The 15,550-nt window shown below is 60.9% G+C and carries 16 protein-coding genes and 2 tRNA genes; 16 read left to right on the top strand and 2 right to left on the bottom strand.

Features of this window, described 5'->3' with window-relative positions; translation table 11 throughout:
- The first annotated feature begins 10 nt into the window (after nt 1–10).
- Nucleotides 11–1,420, top strand: coding sequence for a type I glutamate--ammonia ligase (gene glnA / locus DDE76_RS07795; RefSeq protein WP_104894442.1), 1,410 nt, complete (start codon nt 11–13; stop codon nt 1,418–1,420).
- 84 nt (nt 1,421–1,504) lie between these two features.
- Here the strand turns inward: glnA and DDE76_RS07790 are convergent, their stop codons facing one another.
- Nucleotides 1,505–2,155: a PilZ domain-containing protein gene (locus DDE76_RS07790; RefSeq protein WP_157955705.1), complete on the bottom strand. Its 651-nt coding sequence runs from the start codon at nt 2,153–2,155 to the stop codon at nt 1,505–1,507.
- A 104-nt stretch (nt 2,156–2,259) separates the two neighbouring features.
- Entirely contained in the window at nt 2,260–2,916 is a 657-nt protein-coding gene (locus DDE76_RS07785; RefSeq protein WP_104894440.1) for a PilZ domain-containing protein, read from the bottom strand.
- Nucleotides 2,917–3,066: 150 nt separating this feature from the next.
- Between DDE76_RS07785 and DDE76_RS07780 the strand changes: the two genes are divergently transcribed.
- The 15 genes from DDE76_RS07780 (at nt 3,067) to nuoF (ending at nt 15,549) form a co-directional block, all read left to right on the top strand.
- Nucleotides 3,067–4,560, top strand: a complete 1,494-nt coding sequence (locus DDE76_RS07780; protein ID WP_104894439.1) for an NAD(P)H-hydrate epimerase — start codon at nt 3,067–3,069, stop codon at nt 4,558–4,560.
- Nucleotides 4,561–4,702: 142 nt separating this feature from the next.
- Nucleotides 4,703–5,902, top strand: coding sequence for a Tet(A)/Tet(B)/Tet(C) family tetracycline efflux MFS transporter (gene tet, locus DDE76_RS07775; protein WP_104894438.1), 1,200 nt, complete (start codon nt 4,703–4,705; stop codon nt 5,900–5,902).
- A 201-nt stretch (nt 5,903–6,103) separates the two neighbouring features.
- Nucleotides 6,104–6,376: an HU family DNA-binding protein gene (locus DDE76_RS07770; RefSeq protein WP_046104301.1), complete on the top strand. Its 273-nt coding sequence runs from the start codon at nt 6,104–6,106 to the stop codon at nt 6,374–6,376.
- A gap of 135 nt (nt 6,377–6,511) precedes the next feature.
- Nucleotides 6,512–6,587 (top strand) — tRNA-Val (locus DDE76_RS07765).
- 281 nt (nt 6,588–6,868) lie between these two features.
- Nucleotides 6,869–6,945: transfer RNA gene (locus tag DDE76_RS07760), tRNA-Asp, on the top strand.
- A 152-nt stretch (nt 6,946–7,097) separates the two neighbouring features.
- A complete protein-coding gene (msrA, locus tag DDE76_RS07755; protein WP_198650868.1) occupies nt 7,098–7,847 on the top strand; it encodes a peptide-methionine (S)-S-oxide reductase MsrA in 750 nt (249 codons plus the stop codon).
- Between the two features lie 226 nt (nt 7,848–8,073).
- The gene (locus tag DDE76_RS07750; RefSeq protein ID WP_104894437.1) at nt 8,074–8,625 is read left to right on the top strand and encodes an outer membrane protein; all 552 of its coding nucleotides are present in this window, start codon (nt 8,074–8,076) and stop codon (nt 8,623–8,625) included.
- A gap of 315 nt (nt 8,626–8,940) precedes the next feature.
- Nucleotides 8,941–9,531 (top strand): outer membrane protein, encoded by a 591-nt coding sequence (locus tag DDE76_RS07745; RefSeq protein WP_157955704.1) that lies wholly within the window; start codon nt 8,941–8,943, stop codon nt 9,529–9,531.
- A gap of 421 nt (nt 9,532–9,952) precedes the next feature.
- Nucleotides 9,953–10,318 (top strand): NADH-quinone oxidoreductase subunit A, encoded by a 366-nt coding sequence (locus tag DDE76_RS07740; protein WP_104894435.1) that lies wholly within the window; start codon nt 9,953–9,955, stop codon nt 10,316–10,318.
- A complete protein-coding gene (locus DDE76_RS07735) occupies nt 10,309–10,890 on the top strand; it encodes a NuoB/complex I 20 kDa subunit family protein (RefSeq protein WP_104894434.1) in 582 nt (193 codons plus the stop codon). Before DDE76_RS07740 ends, DDE76_RS07735 begins: the two co-directional genes overlap by 10 nt.
- Before the next feature lie 9 nt (nt 10,891–10,899).
- Nucleotides 10,900–11,529, top strand: coding sequence for an NADH-quinone oxidoreductase subunit C (locus tag DDE76_RS07730; protein WP_104894433.1), 630 nt, complete (start codon nt 10,900–10,902; stop codon nt 11,527–11,529).
- Nucleotides 11,529–12,719 carry an NADH-quinone oxidoreductase subunit D gene (locus DDE76_RS07725; protein ID WP_104894432.1) on the top strand — a complete coding sequence of 397 codons (1,191 nt, stop codon included), beginning with the start codon at nt 11,529–11,531 and terminating at the stop codon, nt 12,717–12,719. Before DDE76_RS07730 ends, DDE76_RS07725 begins: the two co-directional genes overlap by 1 nt.
- Nucleotides 12,719–14,035, top strand: coding sequence for an NADH-quinone oxidoreductase subunit E (locus DDE76_RS07720; RefSeq protein WP_104894431.1), 1,317 nt, complete (start codon nt 12,719–12,721; stop codon nt 14,033–14,035). Before DDE76_RS07725 ends, DDE76_RS07720 begins: the two co-directional genes overlap by 1 nt.
- Nucleotides 14,036–14,239, top strand: coding sequence for a hypothetical protein (locus DDE76_RS07715; protein WP_104894430.1), 204 nt, complete (start codon nt 14,036–14,038; stop codon nt 14,237–14,239).
- 2 nt (nt 14,240–14,241) lie between these two features.
- A complete protein-coding gene (gene nuoF, locus DDE76_RS07710) occupies nt 14,242–15,549 on the top strand; it encodes an NADH-quinone oxidoreductase subunit NuoF (protein WP_104894429.1) in 1,308 nt (435 codons plus the stop codon).
- Nucleotide 15,550: the final 1 nt, after the last annotated feature.

Genomic DNA, 15,550 nt, shown 5'->3' with positions numbered 1-15,550 from the left:
GGAAGACCTAATGACCACCGGAAGCGATATTGTTCAGCGTATTAAGGACGAGAACATCAAATACCTCGATGTGCGCTTCACCGACCTGCGCGGTAAGCTCCAGCACGTCACCATGGACGCCTCGGTGGTGGACGCCGACATGTTCGAAGAAGGTGTGATGTTCGACGGCTCCTCGATTGCAGGCTGGAAGGCCATCAACGAAAGCGACATGGTGCTGATGCCCGATCCGGACTCCGCTTATATGGATCCGTTCTTTGCGGCGCCGACCCTCGCGGTCAATTGCGACATTCTCGAGCCGGCCACCTACCAGCCCTATAACCGCGACCCGCGCGGCATCGCCAAGAAGGCCGAAGCCCTGGTCAAGTCGTCCGGTATCGGCGACTCCGTGGTGTTCGGTCCTGAGCCGGAATTCTTCATTTTCGACGACGTGAAGTACTCCACCTCGACCTACAATGTCGGCTTCTCGGTTGATTCCAGCGAACTGCCGGTCAACAGCAATGCTGAGTATGAAGGCGGCAACAACGGTCACCACATTGGCCTCAAGAAGGGCTACTTCCCGGTGCCGCCGCTCGACAGCGCCCAGGACATGCGCGGTGAGATGCTCGAAGCCATGGGCTCGATGGGCGTCATCATCGAGAAGCACCACCACGAAGTGGCCTCGGCCCAGCACGAGCTCGGCATGAAGTTCAAGCCGATGATCCAGTCGGCCGACGACGTCCTGCTCTATAAATATGCCGTGCAGCAGGTTGCCAATGCCTATGGCAAGACCGCAACCTTTATGCCCAAGCCCGTCTATGGCGACAACGGCTCGGGCATGCACTGTCACCAGTCGATCTGGAAGGACGGCAAGCCGCTTTTTGCCGGTGACCAGTATGCCGGCCTGTCGATGGAGTGCCTCTACTACATCGGCGGCGTCATCAAGCACGCCAAGGCCATCAACGCCTTCACCAACCCGACCACCAATTCCTACAAGCGTCTGGTGCCGGGCTTCGAAGCGCCTGTGCTGCTGGCCTACTCGGCCCGCAACCGTTCGGCCTCCTGCCGTATCCCGTTTGGTCAGTCGCCCAAGTCCAAGCGCGTCGAAGTGCGTTTCCCCGATCCGATGGCCAACCCCTATCTGGCGTTCACCGCGCTGCTGATGGCCGGCCTCGACGGCATCAAGAACAAGATCCACCCGGGCGACCCGATGGACAAGGACCTCTACGAGCTGCCCAAGGAAGAGCTCAAGGAAATCCCGACCGTTTCCGGTTCGCTGCGCGAAGCCCTGGAAAGCCTCTCGGCCGACCGCGACTTCCTCAAGGTGGGTGGCGTCATGGATGACGACTTCATCGATAGCTATATCGACCTCAAGATGCAGGAAGTGGTCAAGTTCGAGCACACCCCGCATCCGGTCGAATACGAGATGTACTACTCCGCCTAAGGCGGGCAGACACAAAGAACAGGGAAGGGGCCTTTCGGGCCCCTTTCTTTTTGGCTCTGTGAAGCCTTTTGGGTCGAAGCCCTCTCAGACCGCCTTGAAGGTCCGCCGCATCACCTCGCGCCATTCATCCGGGGCCTCCAGGAGCCCCTCCAGGTGATCGGCATTCTGCGGCTCGAAGAAGCGCACCGCGAAGCCGAAGTCGAACAGGCGCACCACTTCGCCAGTGACCCGGCCGACGGTAACGATCTCCCCGACCTCGGGTTGAAAAGCCGCCGAGACGGCCGCCCCGGAGATCGAGTAGTCAACGATCAGGCAGGGCTGGGACCAATTGTCCGGACGCGCGATCACGGTGCGTGGATTGCTCGGCATAACGCGCTGGGCCGCTCGCCGGTCCGTCTCCGCCGTCCAGAGCTTCTCGCTGAAACTGGTGATGCGGGCATTGAGGCGATCGCGCCCCGCTGCGTCGTGCTCGATGCTCACCTCGAACCCGTCTTCGAACTGGCGGGTGACCCGGCCAGTCAGGGTGCCAAAGGAGTTGAAGCTGGTTGTAACCTGCTCACCCATTTGCGGAATGACCGGGGCCGTGAGCCGCAGATTGTCGCTGCCGATCATGCGCAGCCGGCAGGCGAACAGGTTGATTCCGGGGTGGGTTGGTTGTTCGCCGATGACATAGCGTCCCGCCACGCTGGCGATACCGTGCAAGGCAATTGTTGGACGTTCCAGAACTTCGGGCAATTCCGACCTCCCTCTGGTGGTCGAAAGAGCATGCATCAGCCCCGTCAACGCGGCATTGCACTGATTATTCGCATTTTATCGAGATCGGTGACCAATGGCTTACGTTACGGCGTGGGCGCAATGGCGGGCTTGATCAGGTGCTCGAGCTCTTCGAACGCTTGGGGTTGGATGAACTGCAATGCAAACCCGACTTCAAGGTGCCGGACCACCCGGCCGACTATGCGGCCCAGCGCCATGGGCGTGCCCAACTCTGGCCAGTAGTGGGCCGAAACGGCCGCCCCCGACCGCGACATGTCGATCACGAAACAGGGCAGGCTTTGACCGTCCGCCAAGACGATTGTGCTGCGCGGATCGCGTGGCTGGACGCGCTTGTGCTCGCGCTTGTCCGGCACTTGCGCATGCACATGCCTTTTCCGCCAGTCGATCTTGGCTGCCAGTTTTTCGCGCTCATTGTCATTCATATGCAGGTCGGCAACGAAACCAGACGCCAGCCGGCGCGTTATGCGCCCTCGCAGCATCCCGAATTCGTTGAAGTGACAGGAGACTGTCTCGCCCTCTTTTCCAACCACCGGACCCACCGAAACCAGTATGCGGGTGGAGATTGAGCAAAGCCGGCAGGCATAGACCGGAATCTTGCCATTCTCGCCTTGGCGGCGCTCCGGCAGGGCATAGCGGCCTGCCAGCGCCCCAATGAACCGGACATCATGTGTGCTGGCCTTTGCGCCCAGGCCGCTGCCATCTACTGTGGCGATCAATGACATGGGCCCCCCTCCCAGCTGTCACTATCAGAACCAATCGAATATTACCCCTTAAGGAGTTTTCCCAATCGATAATCAATTGGCGCATCTGATGTAAATTTGTTCTTAATCTGAAGTTTCCAATCGTTCACATTTCCAATTTCGGCCACCCACATGTCCCTTCAGCACCGTGATGCTCTTTTGACCCCTGCGGAGATGGCACAAGCCGACCGTTTGGCGGTGCAGTCCGGTATTGCTTCGCAGGACCTGATGGAGCACGCCGGCCGGGCGGTGGCCGATTGGATCGCCGCCACGTACTCACGCGTGCCCGTACTGGTGCTGTGCGGGCCTGGCAATAATGGCGGCGATGGCTTTGTCGTCGCCCGCCTGCTGCAGAGCATGGGTTGGTCGGTGCGACTCTGGTTGTCCACGGACCAGACACGCCTGCACGGCGATGCTGCGGAAATGGCGGCCCGCTGGACAGGATCATGCGAGACAGGTCAGTTGGCGCTCGAGGGGGCTGCCCTGATCGTGGACGGCTTGCTCGGTGCTGGCCTCGACCGGGACATTACCGGGCCACTTCGAGCGGTCATAGAAAGTGTGAACCAATCCGCACTGCCCGTTGTCAGCATTGACGTGCCCAGTGGCGTCGATGGCGCCTCGGGTGCGGTCAGGGGCGTCGCCATCAACGCCGATTCGACCGTGACCTTCTTTCGACGCAAGCCCGGCCACCTGCTGATGCCGGGGCGCGACCTGTGCGGCAGGCTGGCCCTTGCCGACATCGGCATACCCGCCAGCGTCCTTGATGCTATCGGGCCAAGGACCTGGCGCAACGCACCCGGTTTGTGGGTGCTGCCCAGCCCGGTCAGCGATGGTCACAAATTTGATCGGGGACATGTGGCGGTGCTCTCTGGCGGCCCGTTGCAGACGGGTGCTGCGCGTCTGGCGGCGATGGGTGCCTTCCGGATCGGTGCGGGTCTCGTTACGCTTTTTGGTGCCGAAGAGGCACTCACGGTACACGCAGCGCATGTCACCGCCATCATGCTGCGATCGGCGTCATCTGCCGAAGACACAGCGGCGATCCTTGCGGACGAGCGGCACAATGCCTGTGTCATCGGCCCGGCGGCCGGTATCGGACCGGCAACCATGGCGCATGTCGAAGTGGGCCTTGCTGCAAAAGCGGCGCTGGTGCTCGACGCCGACGCCCTGACCAGTTTCGCCGACTGGCCGGACAGACTGTTCGTTCAGATCCATCGGCGAGCCACGCCAGTTGTGTTGACGCCCCATGAAGGCGAATTTGCCCGGCTCTTTCCCGGTCTTGAGGGCGACAAGCTGGCGCGCGCGCGCACTGCAGCCAACCGGTCAGGGGCCTATGTAATCCTCAAGGGACGCGACACCGTCATCGCCGCACCCGATGGCCATGCTGCAATCAACGACAATGCTCCATACTGGCTCGGAACAGCGGGGGCAGGGGATGTTCTGGCCGGCATGGTCGCCGGCCTGCTCGCCCAGGGCATGCCGGGATTTGAAGCGGCCAGCGCGGCCGTCTGGCTGCACGCCGAGGCGGCCAGCCGCTTCGGCGGTCCGGGCATGCTGAGCGAGGACCTGCCTCCCTTGCTGCCCAACCTGCTCGCCACACACCTATTTGAAGGCGGCGCGGGCTCCTGACATGCCTTGTCACTTATTCGGGCCATTGCCGCCTTTGTCTTGCTGCACAAGGGCGGTTTGACTAAATCGCGGATCGACCTGGCTTGGCCTGAGCCGCGCTTGAGGCCCTATCCCATGCGGCGCGTATGTCTGGAGTTGCCCAATGAACAAGGCGCTGGTCGTCATTCTCGCCGCAGTCATGCTCGATGCCGTGGGTATCGGACTGATCTTCCCGATTCTGCCCGCGCTGTTGCGCGATGTGGGACACACCACCGACATCGCCACCCTTTTGGGTGTCATGCTGGCGCTCTACTCTGCCTGTCAGTTCCTGTTTTCGCCCATCCTTGGCGTGCTGAGCGACCGATTCGGCCGTCGGCCGGTTCTGCTGGTCTCCTTGGCGGGTGCGGCCATCGACTATCTGGTCATGGCCTTTGCACCCGAGCTCTGGTTGCTGGTGATCGGTCGTGCCATTGCCGGCATCACCAGCGCCAATATGGCGGTGGCAACCGCCTACATCACCGACATCTCGACTGAAGAACAAAGGGCCAGGCGATTCGGCCTGTTCCATGCCATGTTCGGAATCGGCTTCATCGTCGGCCCCGTGCTGGGCGGCATACTTGGCGATATCTGGCTGCGTTCGCCCTTCCTGATCGCCGCGCTTCTCAACGCTGCCAACTTCGCCCTGGCGCTGTTTCTGCTGCCTGAATCTCGTCCCGGCCAGAAGGGTACACGCTTCACCTGGAGCACGCTGAACCCATTCAAGCCCCTGGCCTGGGCGCTGACGTTCAAAGCGCTCATTCCGCTCATGGCGATCTATCTCGTCATGAACCTCGTCGGCACCGTCTACGGCAGCATCTGGGCTATCTTTGGCGAGGACGTCTTTGCCTGGAACGGCATGATGATCGGGTTGTCCCTGGGGGCATATGGTCTGTTGCATGCCATCGCGCAGGCCTTCCTGACCGGCCCCGCCGTGGCGCGCCTGGGTGAACGCTGGGCCCTTTTGCTGGGCATGGCCTGCGAGATCAGCGCCATGCTGGTCATGGCCCTGTCCGGACAAGGCTGGCTGGTCTTTGTCATCATGCCGATATTCGCCCTGGGCGGCATCGGCATGCCGGCCCTGCAATCCTTGCTGACCCGGCAAGTCGATTCGGAACGGCAGGGCCAGCTGCAGGGCGTCCTGGCGAGCCTGGTCAGCCTCGCATCCGTGTTCGGGCCACTCTTCTTCTCACTGACCTATCATGGCCTGCGCCCGAGCTGGCCGGGCGCAATTTGGCTGGTCGCCATCTGCATTTATCTCATGGCCGTACCGCTGATGACGGGCATTCGACGCACATTGACTGTGCAAACGGTGCACCCTGGCTAGGCAAAACGGGGACAATCCCCGGAATACGGGGCTTTTTGCCCAATGCGGGCTTGCGGGGGCGTTTTTTCCAGTTCATTAACAGCTTTGCACCGTCGGGCAGCCGAAAACCCCCGGATTTCCTTGCGCCAAGCGCAGAATCACAAAAGGTTGTCGGCGTTTTCGTTCGCCAGAGACGGCGGGCATTCACTGTGAGGAAACGCTATGAACAAAAACGATCTGGTTGGCGTCGTTGCCGACAAGGCTACGATCACCAAGGCACAGGCCGCCGAAGCGGTTGACGCAGTGTTCGAAGCCATTACTGCTGCTCTCAAGGGCGGCGACGAAGTTCGTCTGGTCGGTTTCGGCACCTTTGCCGTCTCCCAGCGCAAGGCTTCGACCGGCCGCAATCCGGCCACTGGTGCCGAGATTCAGATTCCGGCTTCGAACCAGGCCAAGTTCAAGCCCGGTAAGGGTCTCAAGGACGCCATCAACTAAGATTGCGTTCTGCCGGACTTTGGCAATCGGCCCCGTGCGATTTCGCCGGGGCCGTTTCTATTCCTGCAAATGTCAGTTGACGGGCAGGGGCTTGCGCCCTAATCAGGGCGCCAATCAGTCGGCTCCGGCCGCTGCGGGCGATTAGCTCAGTTGGTAGAGCGCTTCGTTTACACCGAAGATGTCGGCGGTTCGAGCCCGTCATCGCCCACCATTCCCCCGCAATTGCACAATAGGCCGATCAGCGCGGGCCACAAGCGGGACCCGTCCCGCCCGACCTGCAAAGCGTCGTCCCTACCCAATGTCCCGCGATTGCGCTGAGCTGACCCAACGCATCAGCTTTTCGCTCCTATCCTTTGATCTTAAGAAGTTATCCACAGCCCCGTCAGGCGAATGCGCATTTTCTGCGACAGAATGCGGGCAGGGCGCTTGACTTCACATTAGGCGCCCAGTACATGGACGCCACGTTGCGCGAAAGACTTGTTCGCAAGCGCTGCGGGAGTAGCTCAGTTGGTTAGAGCGCCGGCCTGTCACGCCGGAGGTCGCGGGTTCGAGCCCCGTCTCTCGCGCCACCTTTTCCATAACATTGTTGGTTCGGATTAGGTTGGCGCTGCCGCGCAATGGCGCTGCCATTTATCATATAGTCGTGAGCCGGGTGATCCGGCGTAACTTCGGGCGCATGATGACCGTATATGCTGGCAGTTATTCAGCATGAGGTTTCAAGATGCCCGAAAGCCGGTCACCACAATTCGCATTTGCAGGTCGCCTGCCACGCCGCCGCTTGCTGGCAGGCTTCGCCGCCTTGTCTGCTCTCGCCTTGCCTTTTGCCGCAATGTCCCCGCAAGCACAGGAAGAGCCTGTGGTTATTCCGGCCCCTGCGCTGGATCTGGACGAAACGGGCAATACCACCGCGACTGCAGTGTTCGCCGGGGGGTGCTTCTGGGGCGTCCAGGGCGTGTTCCAGCGGGTCAAGGGTGTCACCAACGCGGTCTCGGGCTACTCCGGGGGCGAGGCGGCCACCGCTACCTATGACAGGACCAACCGCGGCGACACCGGCCATGCCGAAACCGTCGAGATCACCTACGACCCTCAGATCGTCAGCTTCGGCGAATTGATGCACATCTATTTCTCGGTCGCGCACAACCCTACCCAGCTCAACTACCAGGGCCCCGACCGTGGCACGCAATATCGCTCGACCATCTTCCCGCTCAATGAGGATCAGCGCCGCGTCGCCCAGGCCTACATCGAGCAATTGGACGCGACCGGCCTGTTCGAGGGTCCGATCGTCACGACGCTCGAGCCTTTCAAGGCCTTCTACCCGGCCGAGCAGTACCACCAGGATTTCCTGACGCTCAATCCGGACTGGCCCTATATCGTGGTGCACGACCTGCCCAAGATCGCGGCCCTCGAGGAGATTTTTCCTGACAAGTTCCGCGCCGAGCCGGTGCTTGTGGGGATGCTGCCGGCAAGCTGATGGCCGAGTGTGGCCTTGTGGCCACATTGGATAGTTGCCCTGTTCTGGCCTTCTGATCGTCAGCGTTTGGCCCTCAAAGGCCTGCAAAACCGGTCTTATGGTGACCCCGTCCAGGGCTGTATGGACGGCCGAGACGGTGGTCGCCGCAAAGGAAAACCATCCCGGAACTCCCGCATGCAGGGGGCGTTTCGGCTCCATCAGATGGTACAGTACAAGGATGACAGCAATGCGTGTTGCAGCAACCTTCGCCCTGGCGGCCTTTGCCACCACCCTTCCGGCCGGCGCTGCCATGGCGGCCGACCTTATCACCGTGCCCACATCGACCCAGGCCGAATTGCCCATGGTTGACGCCGCAGGCTTCGACTGGACCGGCTTTTATGCCGGCGTGCATGGCACTGCGCAGAACGGTTCGACCAGTGGCACCCAATATGGCCTGGGCGTTCAGGCCGGCGTGAATGCCCAGTTCGACTTCTATCTGCTGGGAGCCGAAGTGGCGGTCAGCGGCCTGCTGGAGAACGGAACAGTGGGCGAAACGTCCTACGGTCAGATCCTTGGTCGGGCCGGCCTGGTGGTCTCCGATAACGTGGTTGTCTATGCCGCCGGCGGATACGGCATCGATATGGGGCCCCCCGATGAGGAAGACGCCCTTCTCGGTGGCGGCGTCGAACTGGCAGTGACTGAAGACGTGTCCGTGCGCGCCCAATATCTGCATGGCTTCCCGCTCCAGGGCGGTAATGACAAGAATCAGTTCACTTTGGGTGCCAGCTACCACTTCTAGGCAGCTCCAAATTGATGCGATCGGCCCCGGGTGCAGGCATTCGGGGCCGATTGTGTTTTTGGCGAAATTGTGTCAGCTAGATGGCAAGTGAGGTTTTGGCTGTCACAATTGTCAGCGCCATTTGCGCGGGCAGGGGGCAGAACATGGCAATTGTATCAAATTGAACCAATTCCGGTGTGTTCGTGCAACACCTGCCCGGAAATGGTCATCAAATCTTATCCGCGCTGCCAAATTTGGTGGCGCGCGCTCTTGTCAGCCACGCGCCCGTCAGGCATCTATCGGTCGACTACGGTTAACTCTATGGGAGTGCAAGACATGTTTGTACGTTCTTTGGCCATTGGCGTTTCTGCCGCGGCTCTCATGGTTGGTGGCGCTCAGGCCGCTGACCTCATCATCCCGACCACTCCGGAGCCGATCTATGCTCCGGCCGGTTTCGACTGGGAAGGCCTCTACGTCGGTGCCCGTCTCGGCGGTCAGTTCGTCGGCGCCAACGCTGGTAACTATGCCAACGTCACCAACAACACCACCTACGGTGTCGTCGGTGCTGCCGTTGGTGTGAACTTCATCCCGATGGACCCGGTTCTGCTCGGCGTTGAAGTCACCGCTGACTACATGTGGAACACCACTGCTGCTGTCACCAACTCGGGTGAGTTCTTCGCGAACCTCCGCGCCGGTGCCATCGTCACCGACAACGCCCTGATCTATGCCCTGGGCGGCGTTGGCTTCAACAACACCACCGCTGGCTCGGTTGGTGTGTACCAGCTCGGTGGTGGCGTTGAATTCGCCGTCAACGACGTCATCACCGTTCGCGGTGAAGTTGTTGGCCAGGGCGACTTCGCCACTGAAGCCGGCGACACGTTCTTCGAGTCGGCCAAGGCCACCGTCGGCGTCTTCTACCACTTCTAAGTTTGCAGCGTTTCGGGACGGCTATCGCCCCGAAGCTCTCAATCTTGCAACCCATCGCGGCGGACCGATTCTATCGGTCCGCCGTTTTGACTTTCTGGCCATCTGAATCGGGCCTCCGTCTTGCGTCACAATTTCACTCAGAATTGGATGTCCTGCACGCGGCCCTGAAACAGGGCATGCCAGCAAACCCGCGTCTGGAGCAAATCTATTGCCTTTTTGGGCCGCGAGCCGGGGCTGGAGACGCGAAAAGACGCCCCCAAGTTACATGAATGTTTTTCTCATATTTTCTTTCCCTTGAAACGTTTGGGGGGAAGGTCTAAGCCGTTGCCCATCACCGGCGCATCGGCCTGTTTGCCCCAATCGCATTGTGGCCCGCGCGCTTCTCGGTCCCCTCTGGCCGGTTTGAACTTTAGGCTGCCGCATGACTGAATTGCTCAGCAATTACCTGCCCATCGTCATCTTCATCGCCTTGTCCGCCCTCATTGGGGGCGCCCTTTTGGTGGCGCCTTTCCTGGTTGCGGTGAAGCGTCCTGATCCGGAGAAGGTTTCAGCCTTTGAAGCCGGCTTCGATGCCTTCAGCGACGCCCGCATGAAGGTCGATGTCCGGTTCTACCTCGTGGCGATTCTCTTCATCATCTTCGATCTTGAAGTCGCCTTCCTGTTTCCATGGGCGGTGGCTTTCCGGGATGTAGGCTGGTTCGGCTTCTGGTCCATGATGATCTTTCTGGCCGTGCTGACCATCGGCTTTATCTATGAATGGCGTAAGGGAGCTCTGGAATGGGATTGAGCCCGTCCAGTTCGACACTGGTTACTCCGCAGCCCACGGGCGCGATCGATCCGGCAACCGGCAAGCCTGTTGGCGCGGATGATCCGTTCTTTGCTGGCGTCAACAATGAGCTGGCCGACAAGGGCTTTCTTGTGACCACCGTGTCGCAACTCATTACCTGGGCCCGTACCGGCTCGTTGATGTGGATGCAGACCGGCCTGGCCTGCTGCGCCGTCGAAATGATGCAGATGTCGATGCCGCGCTACGACATTGAGCGCTTCGGGACGGCTCCGCGCGCCTCGCCGCGCCAGTCCGACGTTCTGATTGTTGCCGGCACGCTGACCAACAAGATGGCGCCCGCTCTGCGCAAGGTCTATGACCAGATGCCTGAGCCGCGCTACGTCATCTCCATGGGCAGTTGCGCCAATGGCGGCGGCTATTACCACTATTCTTATTCCGTGGTGCGCGGTTGCGATCGGGTGCTGCCCGTCGACGTCTATGTTCCGGGCTGCCCGCCGACGGCGGAAGCGCTTCTCTACGGCATTCTTCTTCTGCAGAAGAAGATTCGCCGCGACGGTACGATCGAACGATAGGGCAGGGGCATGGACGAAACTGTTGTCGAGCCGATTGCTGTCGACCCGCTGGTGACGCTTGGCGAGCATGTCGCGGCGTCCCTGGGTGATGCTGTCCTGGGCTTTGAAGTGGCTTATGGTGACCTGACCGTCACTGTTGCGCGTGATTCTATCGTCAATGTGGCGACATTCCTGCGCGATGATCCGAAATGCCGTTTCATCAGCTTTGTCGATGTTTGCGGCGCGGATTATCCTGCGCGCGAGTTCCGCTTCGATGTGGTCTATCACTTCCTGAGCCCGCACTTGAATCATCGCATCCGGGTCAAGCTGGAAGCCGATGATGTGACGCCCGTTCCCTCCATCTGCGATGTCTTTGCCGGCGCCAACTGGTTCGAGCGTGAGGTCTATGATCTCTACGGTGTCCTTTTCTCCGGCCACCCCGATCTGCGCCGGATCCTGACGGACTATGGCTTTGACGGTCACCCCCTGCGTAAGGATTTCCCGCTGACCGGGTTCGTCGAGGTGCGCTACGACGAAGAGCGCAAGCGCGTGGTCTATGAGCCAGTAACCCTGGCTCAGGAATTCCGCTCGTTTGATTATTTGTCGCCTTGGGAGGGTACGGATTACGTGCTGCCGGGTGACGAGAAGGCGAAGAACTGATGTCTGAAGTCGACGTTCGCAACTTCACTCTGAACTTTGGCCCCGTGCACCCTTCGGCACACGGTGTGCTGCGCATGATCCTTGAGCTCGATGGCGAGCTGGTCGAGCGCGTCGACCCGCATGTCGGGCTGCTGCATCGCGGCACTGAAAAGCTGATCGAGTACAAGACTTATCTGCAGGCCGTTCCCTATTTCGACCGCCTCGACTATGTGGCGCCGATGAATCAGGAGCACGCCTTTGCCCTGGCTGTCGAACGCATGCTCGGGCTTGAGGTGCCTCGTCGTGGCCAGCTCATCCGCGTGCTTTATGCCGAAATTGGCCGCCTTCTGGCGCATTTGATGAACGTGACCACCCAGGCCATGGATATTGGCGCGCTTACCCCGCCGCTGTGGGGCTTTGAGCAGCGCGAAAAGCTCATGGTCTTCTATGAGCGCGCATCTGGCGCTCGTATGCATGCTGCCTATTTCCGCCCCGGCGGAGTCCACCAGGATCTCCCGCAGGCGCTGATCGACGATATCGCCGTGTTCTGCGACGAGTTCCCGGCCGCCCTCAAGGACATTGATACGCTGCTCACCGGCAATCGCATCTTCAAGCAGCGCAATGTCGATATTGGCGTCGTGCCGCTCGAAGAGGCTTGGGGGCGTGGGTTCTCTGGGGTCATGGTGCGCGCGTCCGGCGCGGCTTGGGATCTGCGCAAGAGCCAGCCTTATGACGCCTATGCCGAAATGGAGTTCGACATTCCTGTTGGCTCCAATGGCGATTGCTATGACCGCTACCTGATCCGCATGGAAGAGATGCGCCAGGCCAACGAAATCATGCGCCAGTGCGTGAAGAAGTTGAATGCACCGGACGGTAAGGGCCCGGTGGCCTCAACGGACGGCAAGGTGGTTCCGCCCAAGCGCGGTGAGATGAAGCAGTCCATGGAGGCGCTCATCCACCACTTCAAGCTCTACACCGAAGGCTACAAGGTGCCGGCTGGCGAGATCTACGCTGCCGTCGAAGCCCCCAAGGGTGAGTTTGGCGTCTATCTGGTGTCCGATGGCACCAATAAGCCCTATCGCTGCCACATCCGTGCGCCGGGCTTTGCCCATCTCAGCGCCATGGACTACCTTTGCCGCAAACACATGCTGGCAGACGTGACCGCGATCCTGGGGTCAATTGATATTGTGTTCGGAGAGGTGGATCGCTGATGTCTACGCGACGCCTTGCAGACGAGTCGGTGCAGCCGGCGAGCTTTGCGTTCAATGCTGAAAATCAGGCCTGGGCCGAAAAGCGCATCGCGCTTTACCCGGCCGGTCGTCAGCAATCCGCCGTCATTCCGCTGCTCATGCGTGCGCAGGATCAGGATGGCTGGGTCACCCGTGCGACCATCGAAAAGGTCGCCGAGATGCTGGATATGCCCTATATCCGCGTGCTCGAAGTGGCGACCTTCTACACCCAGTTCCAGCTCCAGCCCGTGGGCAAGAACGCCCATATTCAGGTCTGTGGCACAACGCCCTGCATGCTGCGTGGGGCTGAGGGGCTGATCGAGGTCTGCAAGAACAAGATCCATCCCGAGCCGCATCATCTCAATGAAGATGGCACCATGAGCTGGGAAGAAGTCGAGTGCCTCGGCGCCTGCGTGAACGCCCCCATGGTGATGATCTACCACGACGTTTACGAAGACCTGACACCCGAGCGCATGGAAGAGATCGTGGATGCCTTCGCTGCTGGCAAGGGTGACACGATTGCCCCCGGCCCACAGATCGATCGCATGACGTCTGCTGCCATCGGCGGTCGCACCACATTGCTCGAGCAGCCGACAGCCAAGCGCGAAAAGTTCGTGCCGCCACCGTCGCCCGAGGCAGAAGCGGCACCCGCTGCTGCACCGGCAGCCAAGACTGAGCCCGACACTGCTGCAAAGCCCAAGGATGTGGCCGCCGAGAACGCGCCGGCCATCAAGGGCACCCCGAAGAAAGCCAAGGTCAGCCAGGCCAAGGCCGAAGCCGAACGCAAATCGGCCGATTCCGCGGCCAAGGCCACCGGTAAGCCGAACACTGCCATGCGCGAAGGTGCCACCGGCGCCGAGTCCCACGCCGAAGCTGTGGACGACGGCAAGGCGGTAGGCAAGAAGAAGGCCGCTGAGCCCGCAGAGGGCGGCGCATCGTCTTCGGTCAAGAAGTCAAAGCCCGTGGCAAAGGCCCCTGCGGCCAATCCCAGGGAAGTCACCCCGACCGCCGAGAAGGGGGGCGAACTGACGCCCTTGTTCGAGCGTCCCGAAGGCCCTGCTGATGATCTGAAGCTGATCTCGGGCGTCGGTCCGGTGATCGAGCGCAAACTCAATGCCCTGGGCATCACGCGCTATGACCAGGTCGCAAAGTTCAAGAAGGCCGACATTACCCGTGTCGACGAGGTCCTGAACTTCAAGGGTCGTATCGAGCGGGACGACTGGCTCAAGCAGGCCAAGGCACTGGCCAAGGGCGGCGCCGAGGAATATCGCAAGGTCTTCGGGAAGGACCCGCGCTAAATGACCATTGGTGGCATCGATTTTCGGGCTTTGACGATCGCGGACTACGCCGTTGGCGTGGTCTATGCGGTGCTGGGCACGTTCATCGTCACCGGTTTTGAAATGGTTCTCAATATCGCACTGCCCAGCTTCGTGGCTGCGGCGGTGGGGGCAGCGATCGGTATCGCTGCCTGGTTTGTCTTTTTGCTGAAGCGGAAAAGCTGATCATGCTCGCTGACAAGGATCGCATTTTCACCAATCTCTATGGCCACCACGATTGGCGGCTGGACGGCGCGCGCGAGCGCGGCTCTTGGGTTGGAACCAAGGAATTCATCGATTCCGGACGCGACTGGATCACCAATGAAGTCAAATCGTCCGGCCTGCGTGGCCGTGGCGGCGCCGGCTTCCCGACGGGCCTGAAATGGTCCTTCATGCCCAAGCAGTCCGACGGACGCCCGCATTACCTGCTGGTCAACGCCGACGAATCCGAGCCCGGCACCTGCAAGGACCGCGAAATCCTGCGCCACGATCCGCACCACCTGATCGAAGGCTGCCTTCTGGCCTGCCGCGCCATGGATGCGCATCTGGCCTTCATCTATGTGCGCGGCGAGTTCGTCCGTGAACGCCAGCGCCTGGAAGAGGCCGTTCAGGAAGCCTATGACGCCAAGCTGATCGGCAAGGACAATATCCACGGCTGGGACCTGGACATCATCGTCCATCACGGCGCCGGCGCCTACATCTGCGGCGAAGAAACCGCGCTGATGGAATCGCTGGAAGGCAAGAAGGGCCAGCCGCGCCTCAAGCCGCCTTTCCCGGCCGGCATGGGCGTCTATGGCAATCCGACCACCGTCAACAATGTCGAATCCATCGCCGTTGTGCCCGAAATCCTGCGCCGCTCGGGCGCCTGGTTCTCCTCCATCGGCCGCCCGAACAATGTCGGCACCAAGCTCTTCATGGTCTCGGGCCATGTGAACAAGCCGGCCACCTTCGAGGAAGCCCTGGGCGAAAGCTTCAAGGACATCATCGAAAAGCATTGCGGCGGCATTCGCGGCGGCTGGGACAATCTGCTCGCCGTCATCCCCGGCGGCGCTTCGTGCCCCGTCGTCAAGGGCGAGGACATGATGGACGCCATCATGGACTTCGACGGCATGCGCGAAAAGAAGTCGTCTTTTGGCACCGGCGGCATGATCATCATGGATAAGTCCACCGACATCATCAAAGCCATTTGGCGCATCTCGGCCTTTTTCAAGCACGAGAGCTGCGGCCAGTGCACGCCGTGCCGCGAAGGCACCGGCTGGATGATGCGCGTCATGGAACGCATGGTTCAGGGCCGCGCCCAGAAGCGCGAAATCGACATGCTGTTCGAAGTGACCAAGCAGATCGAAGGCCACACCATCTGTGCCCTTGGCGACGCGGCAGCTTGGCCGATCCAGGGCCTGATCCGCAACTTCCGCCCCACCATTGAGGCGCGGATCGAGCAATACACCTATTCATCCACCAGCGACGGCGCCGTTCCGTCGATCGCGGCGGAGTAAG

The sequence above is a fragment of the Devosia indica genome (assembly GCF_003056405.1).
In the GTDB taxonomy this organism is placed as follows: Bacteria; Pseudomonadota; Alphaproteobacteria; order Rhizobiales; family Devosiaceae; genus Devosia; species Devosia indica.
This window is presented reverse-complemented; position numbering and strand designations above follow the sequence as displayed.

Excerpts from the sequence above, each read along its gene's own strand:
- glnA (WP_104894442.1), top strand. The coding sequence starts at position 11 with ATGACCACCGGAAGCGATATTGTTCAGCGTATTAAGGACGAGAACATC.
- DDE76_RS07785 (WP_104894440.1), bottom strand. The coding sequence starts at position 2,916 with ATGTCATTGATCGCCACAGTAGATGGCAGCGGCCTGGGCGCAAAGGCC.
- DDE76_RS07780 (WP_104894439.1), top strand. The coding sequence starts at position 3,067 with ATGTCCCTTCAGCACCGTGATGCTCTTTTGACCCCTGCGGAGATGGCA.
- tet (WP_104894438.1), top strand. The coding sequence starts at position 4,703 with ATGAACAAGGCGCTGGTCGTCATTCTCGCCGCAGTCATGCTCGATGCC.
- DDE76_RS07770 (WP_046104301.1), top strand. The coding sequence starts at position 6,104 with ATGAACAAAAACGATCTGGTTGGCGTCGTTGCCGACAAGGCTACGATC.
- msrA (WP_198650868.1), top strand. The coding sequence starts at position 7,098 with ATGCCCGAAAGCCGGTCACCACAATTCGCATTTGCAGGTCGCCTGCCA.
- DDE76_RS07750 (WP_104894437.1), top strand. The coding sequence starts at position 8,074 with ATGCGTGTTGCAGCAACCTTCGCCCTGGCGGCCTTTGCCACCACCCTT.
- DDE76_RS07745 (WP_157955704.1), top strand. The coding sequence starts at position 8,941 with ATGTTTGTACGTTCTTTGGCCATTGGCGTTTCTGCCGCGGCTCTCATG.
- DDE76_RS07740 (WP_104894435.1), top strand. The coding sequence starts at position 9,953 with ATGACTGAATTGCTCAGCAATTACCTGCCCATCGTCATCTTCATCGCC.
- DDE76_RS07735 (WP_104894434.1), top strand. The coding sequence starts at position 10,309 with ATGGGATTGAGCCCGTCCAGTTCGACACTGGTTACTCCGCAGCCCACG.
- DDE76_RS07730 (WP_104894433.1), top strand. The coding sequence starts at position 10,900 with ATGGACGAAACTGTTGTCGAGCCGATTGCTGTCGACCCGCTGGTGACG.
- DDE76_RS07725 (WP_104894432.1), top strand. The coding sequence starts at position 11,529 with ATGTCTGAAGTCGACGTTCGCAACTTCACTCTGAACTTTGGCCCCGTG.
- DDE76_RS07720 (WP_104894431.1), top strand. The coding sequence starts at position 12,719 with ATGTCTACGCGACGCCTTGCAGACGAGTCGGTGCAGCCGGCGAGCTTT.
- DDE76_RS07715 (WP_104894430.1), top strand. The coding sequence starts at position 14,036 with ATGACCATTGGTGGCATCGATTTTCGGGCTTTGACGATCGCGGACTAC.
- nuoF (WP_104894429.1), top strand. The coding sequence starts at position 14,242 with ATGCTCGCTGACAAGGATCGCATTTTCACCAATCTCTATGGCCACCAC.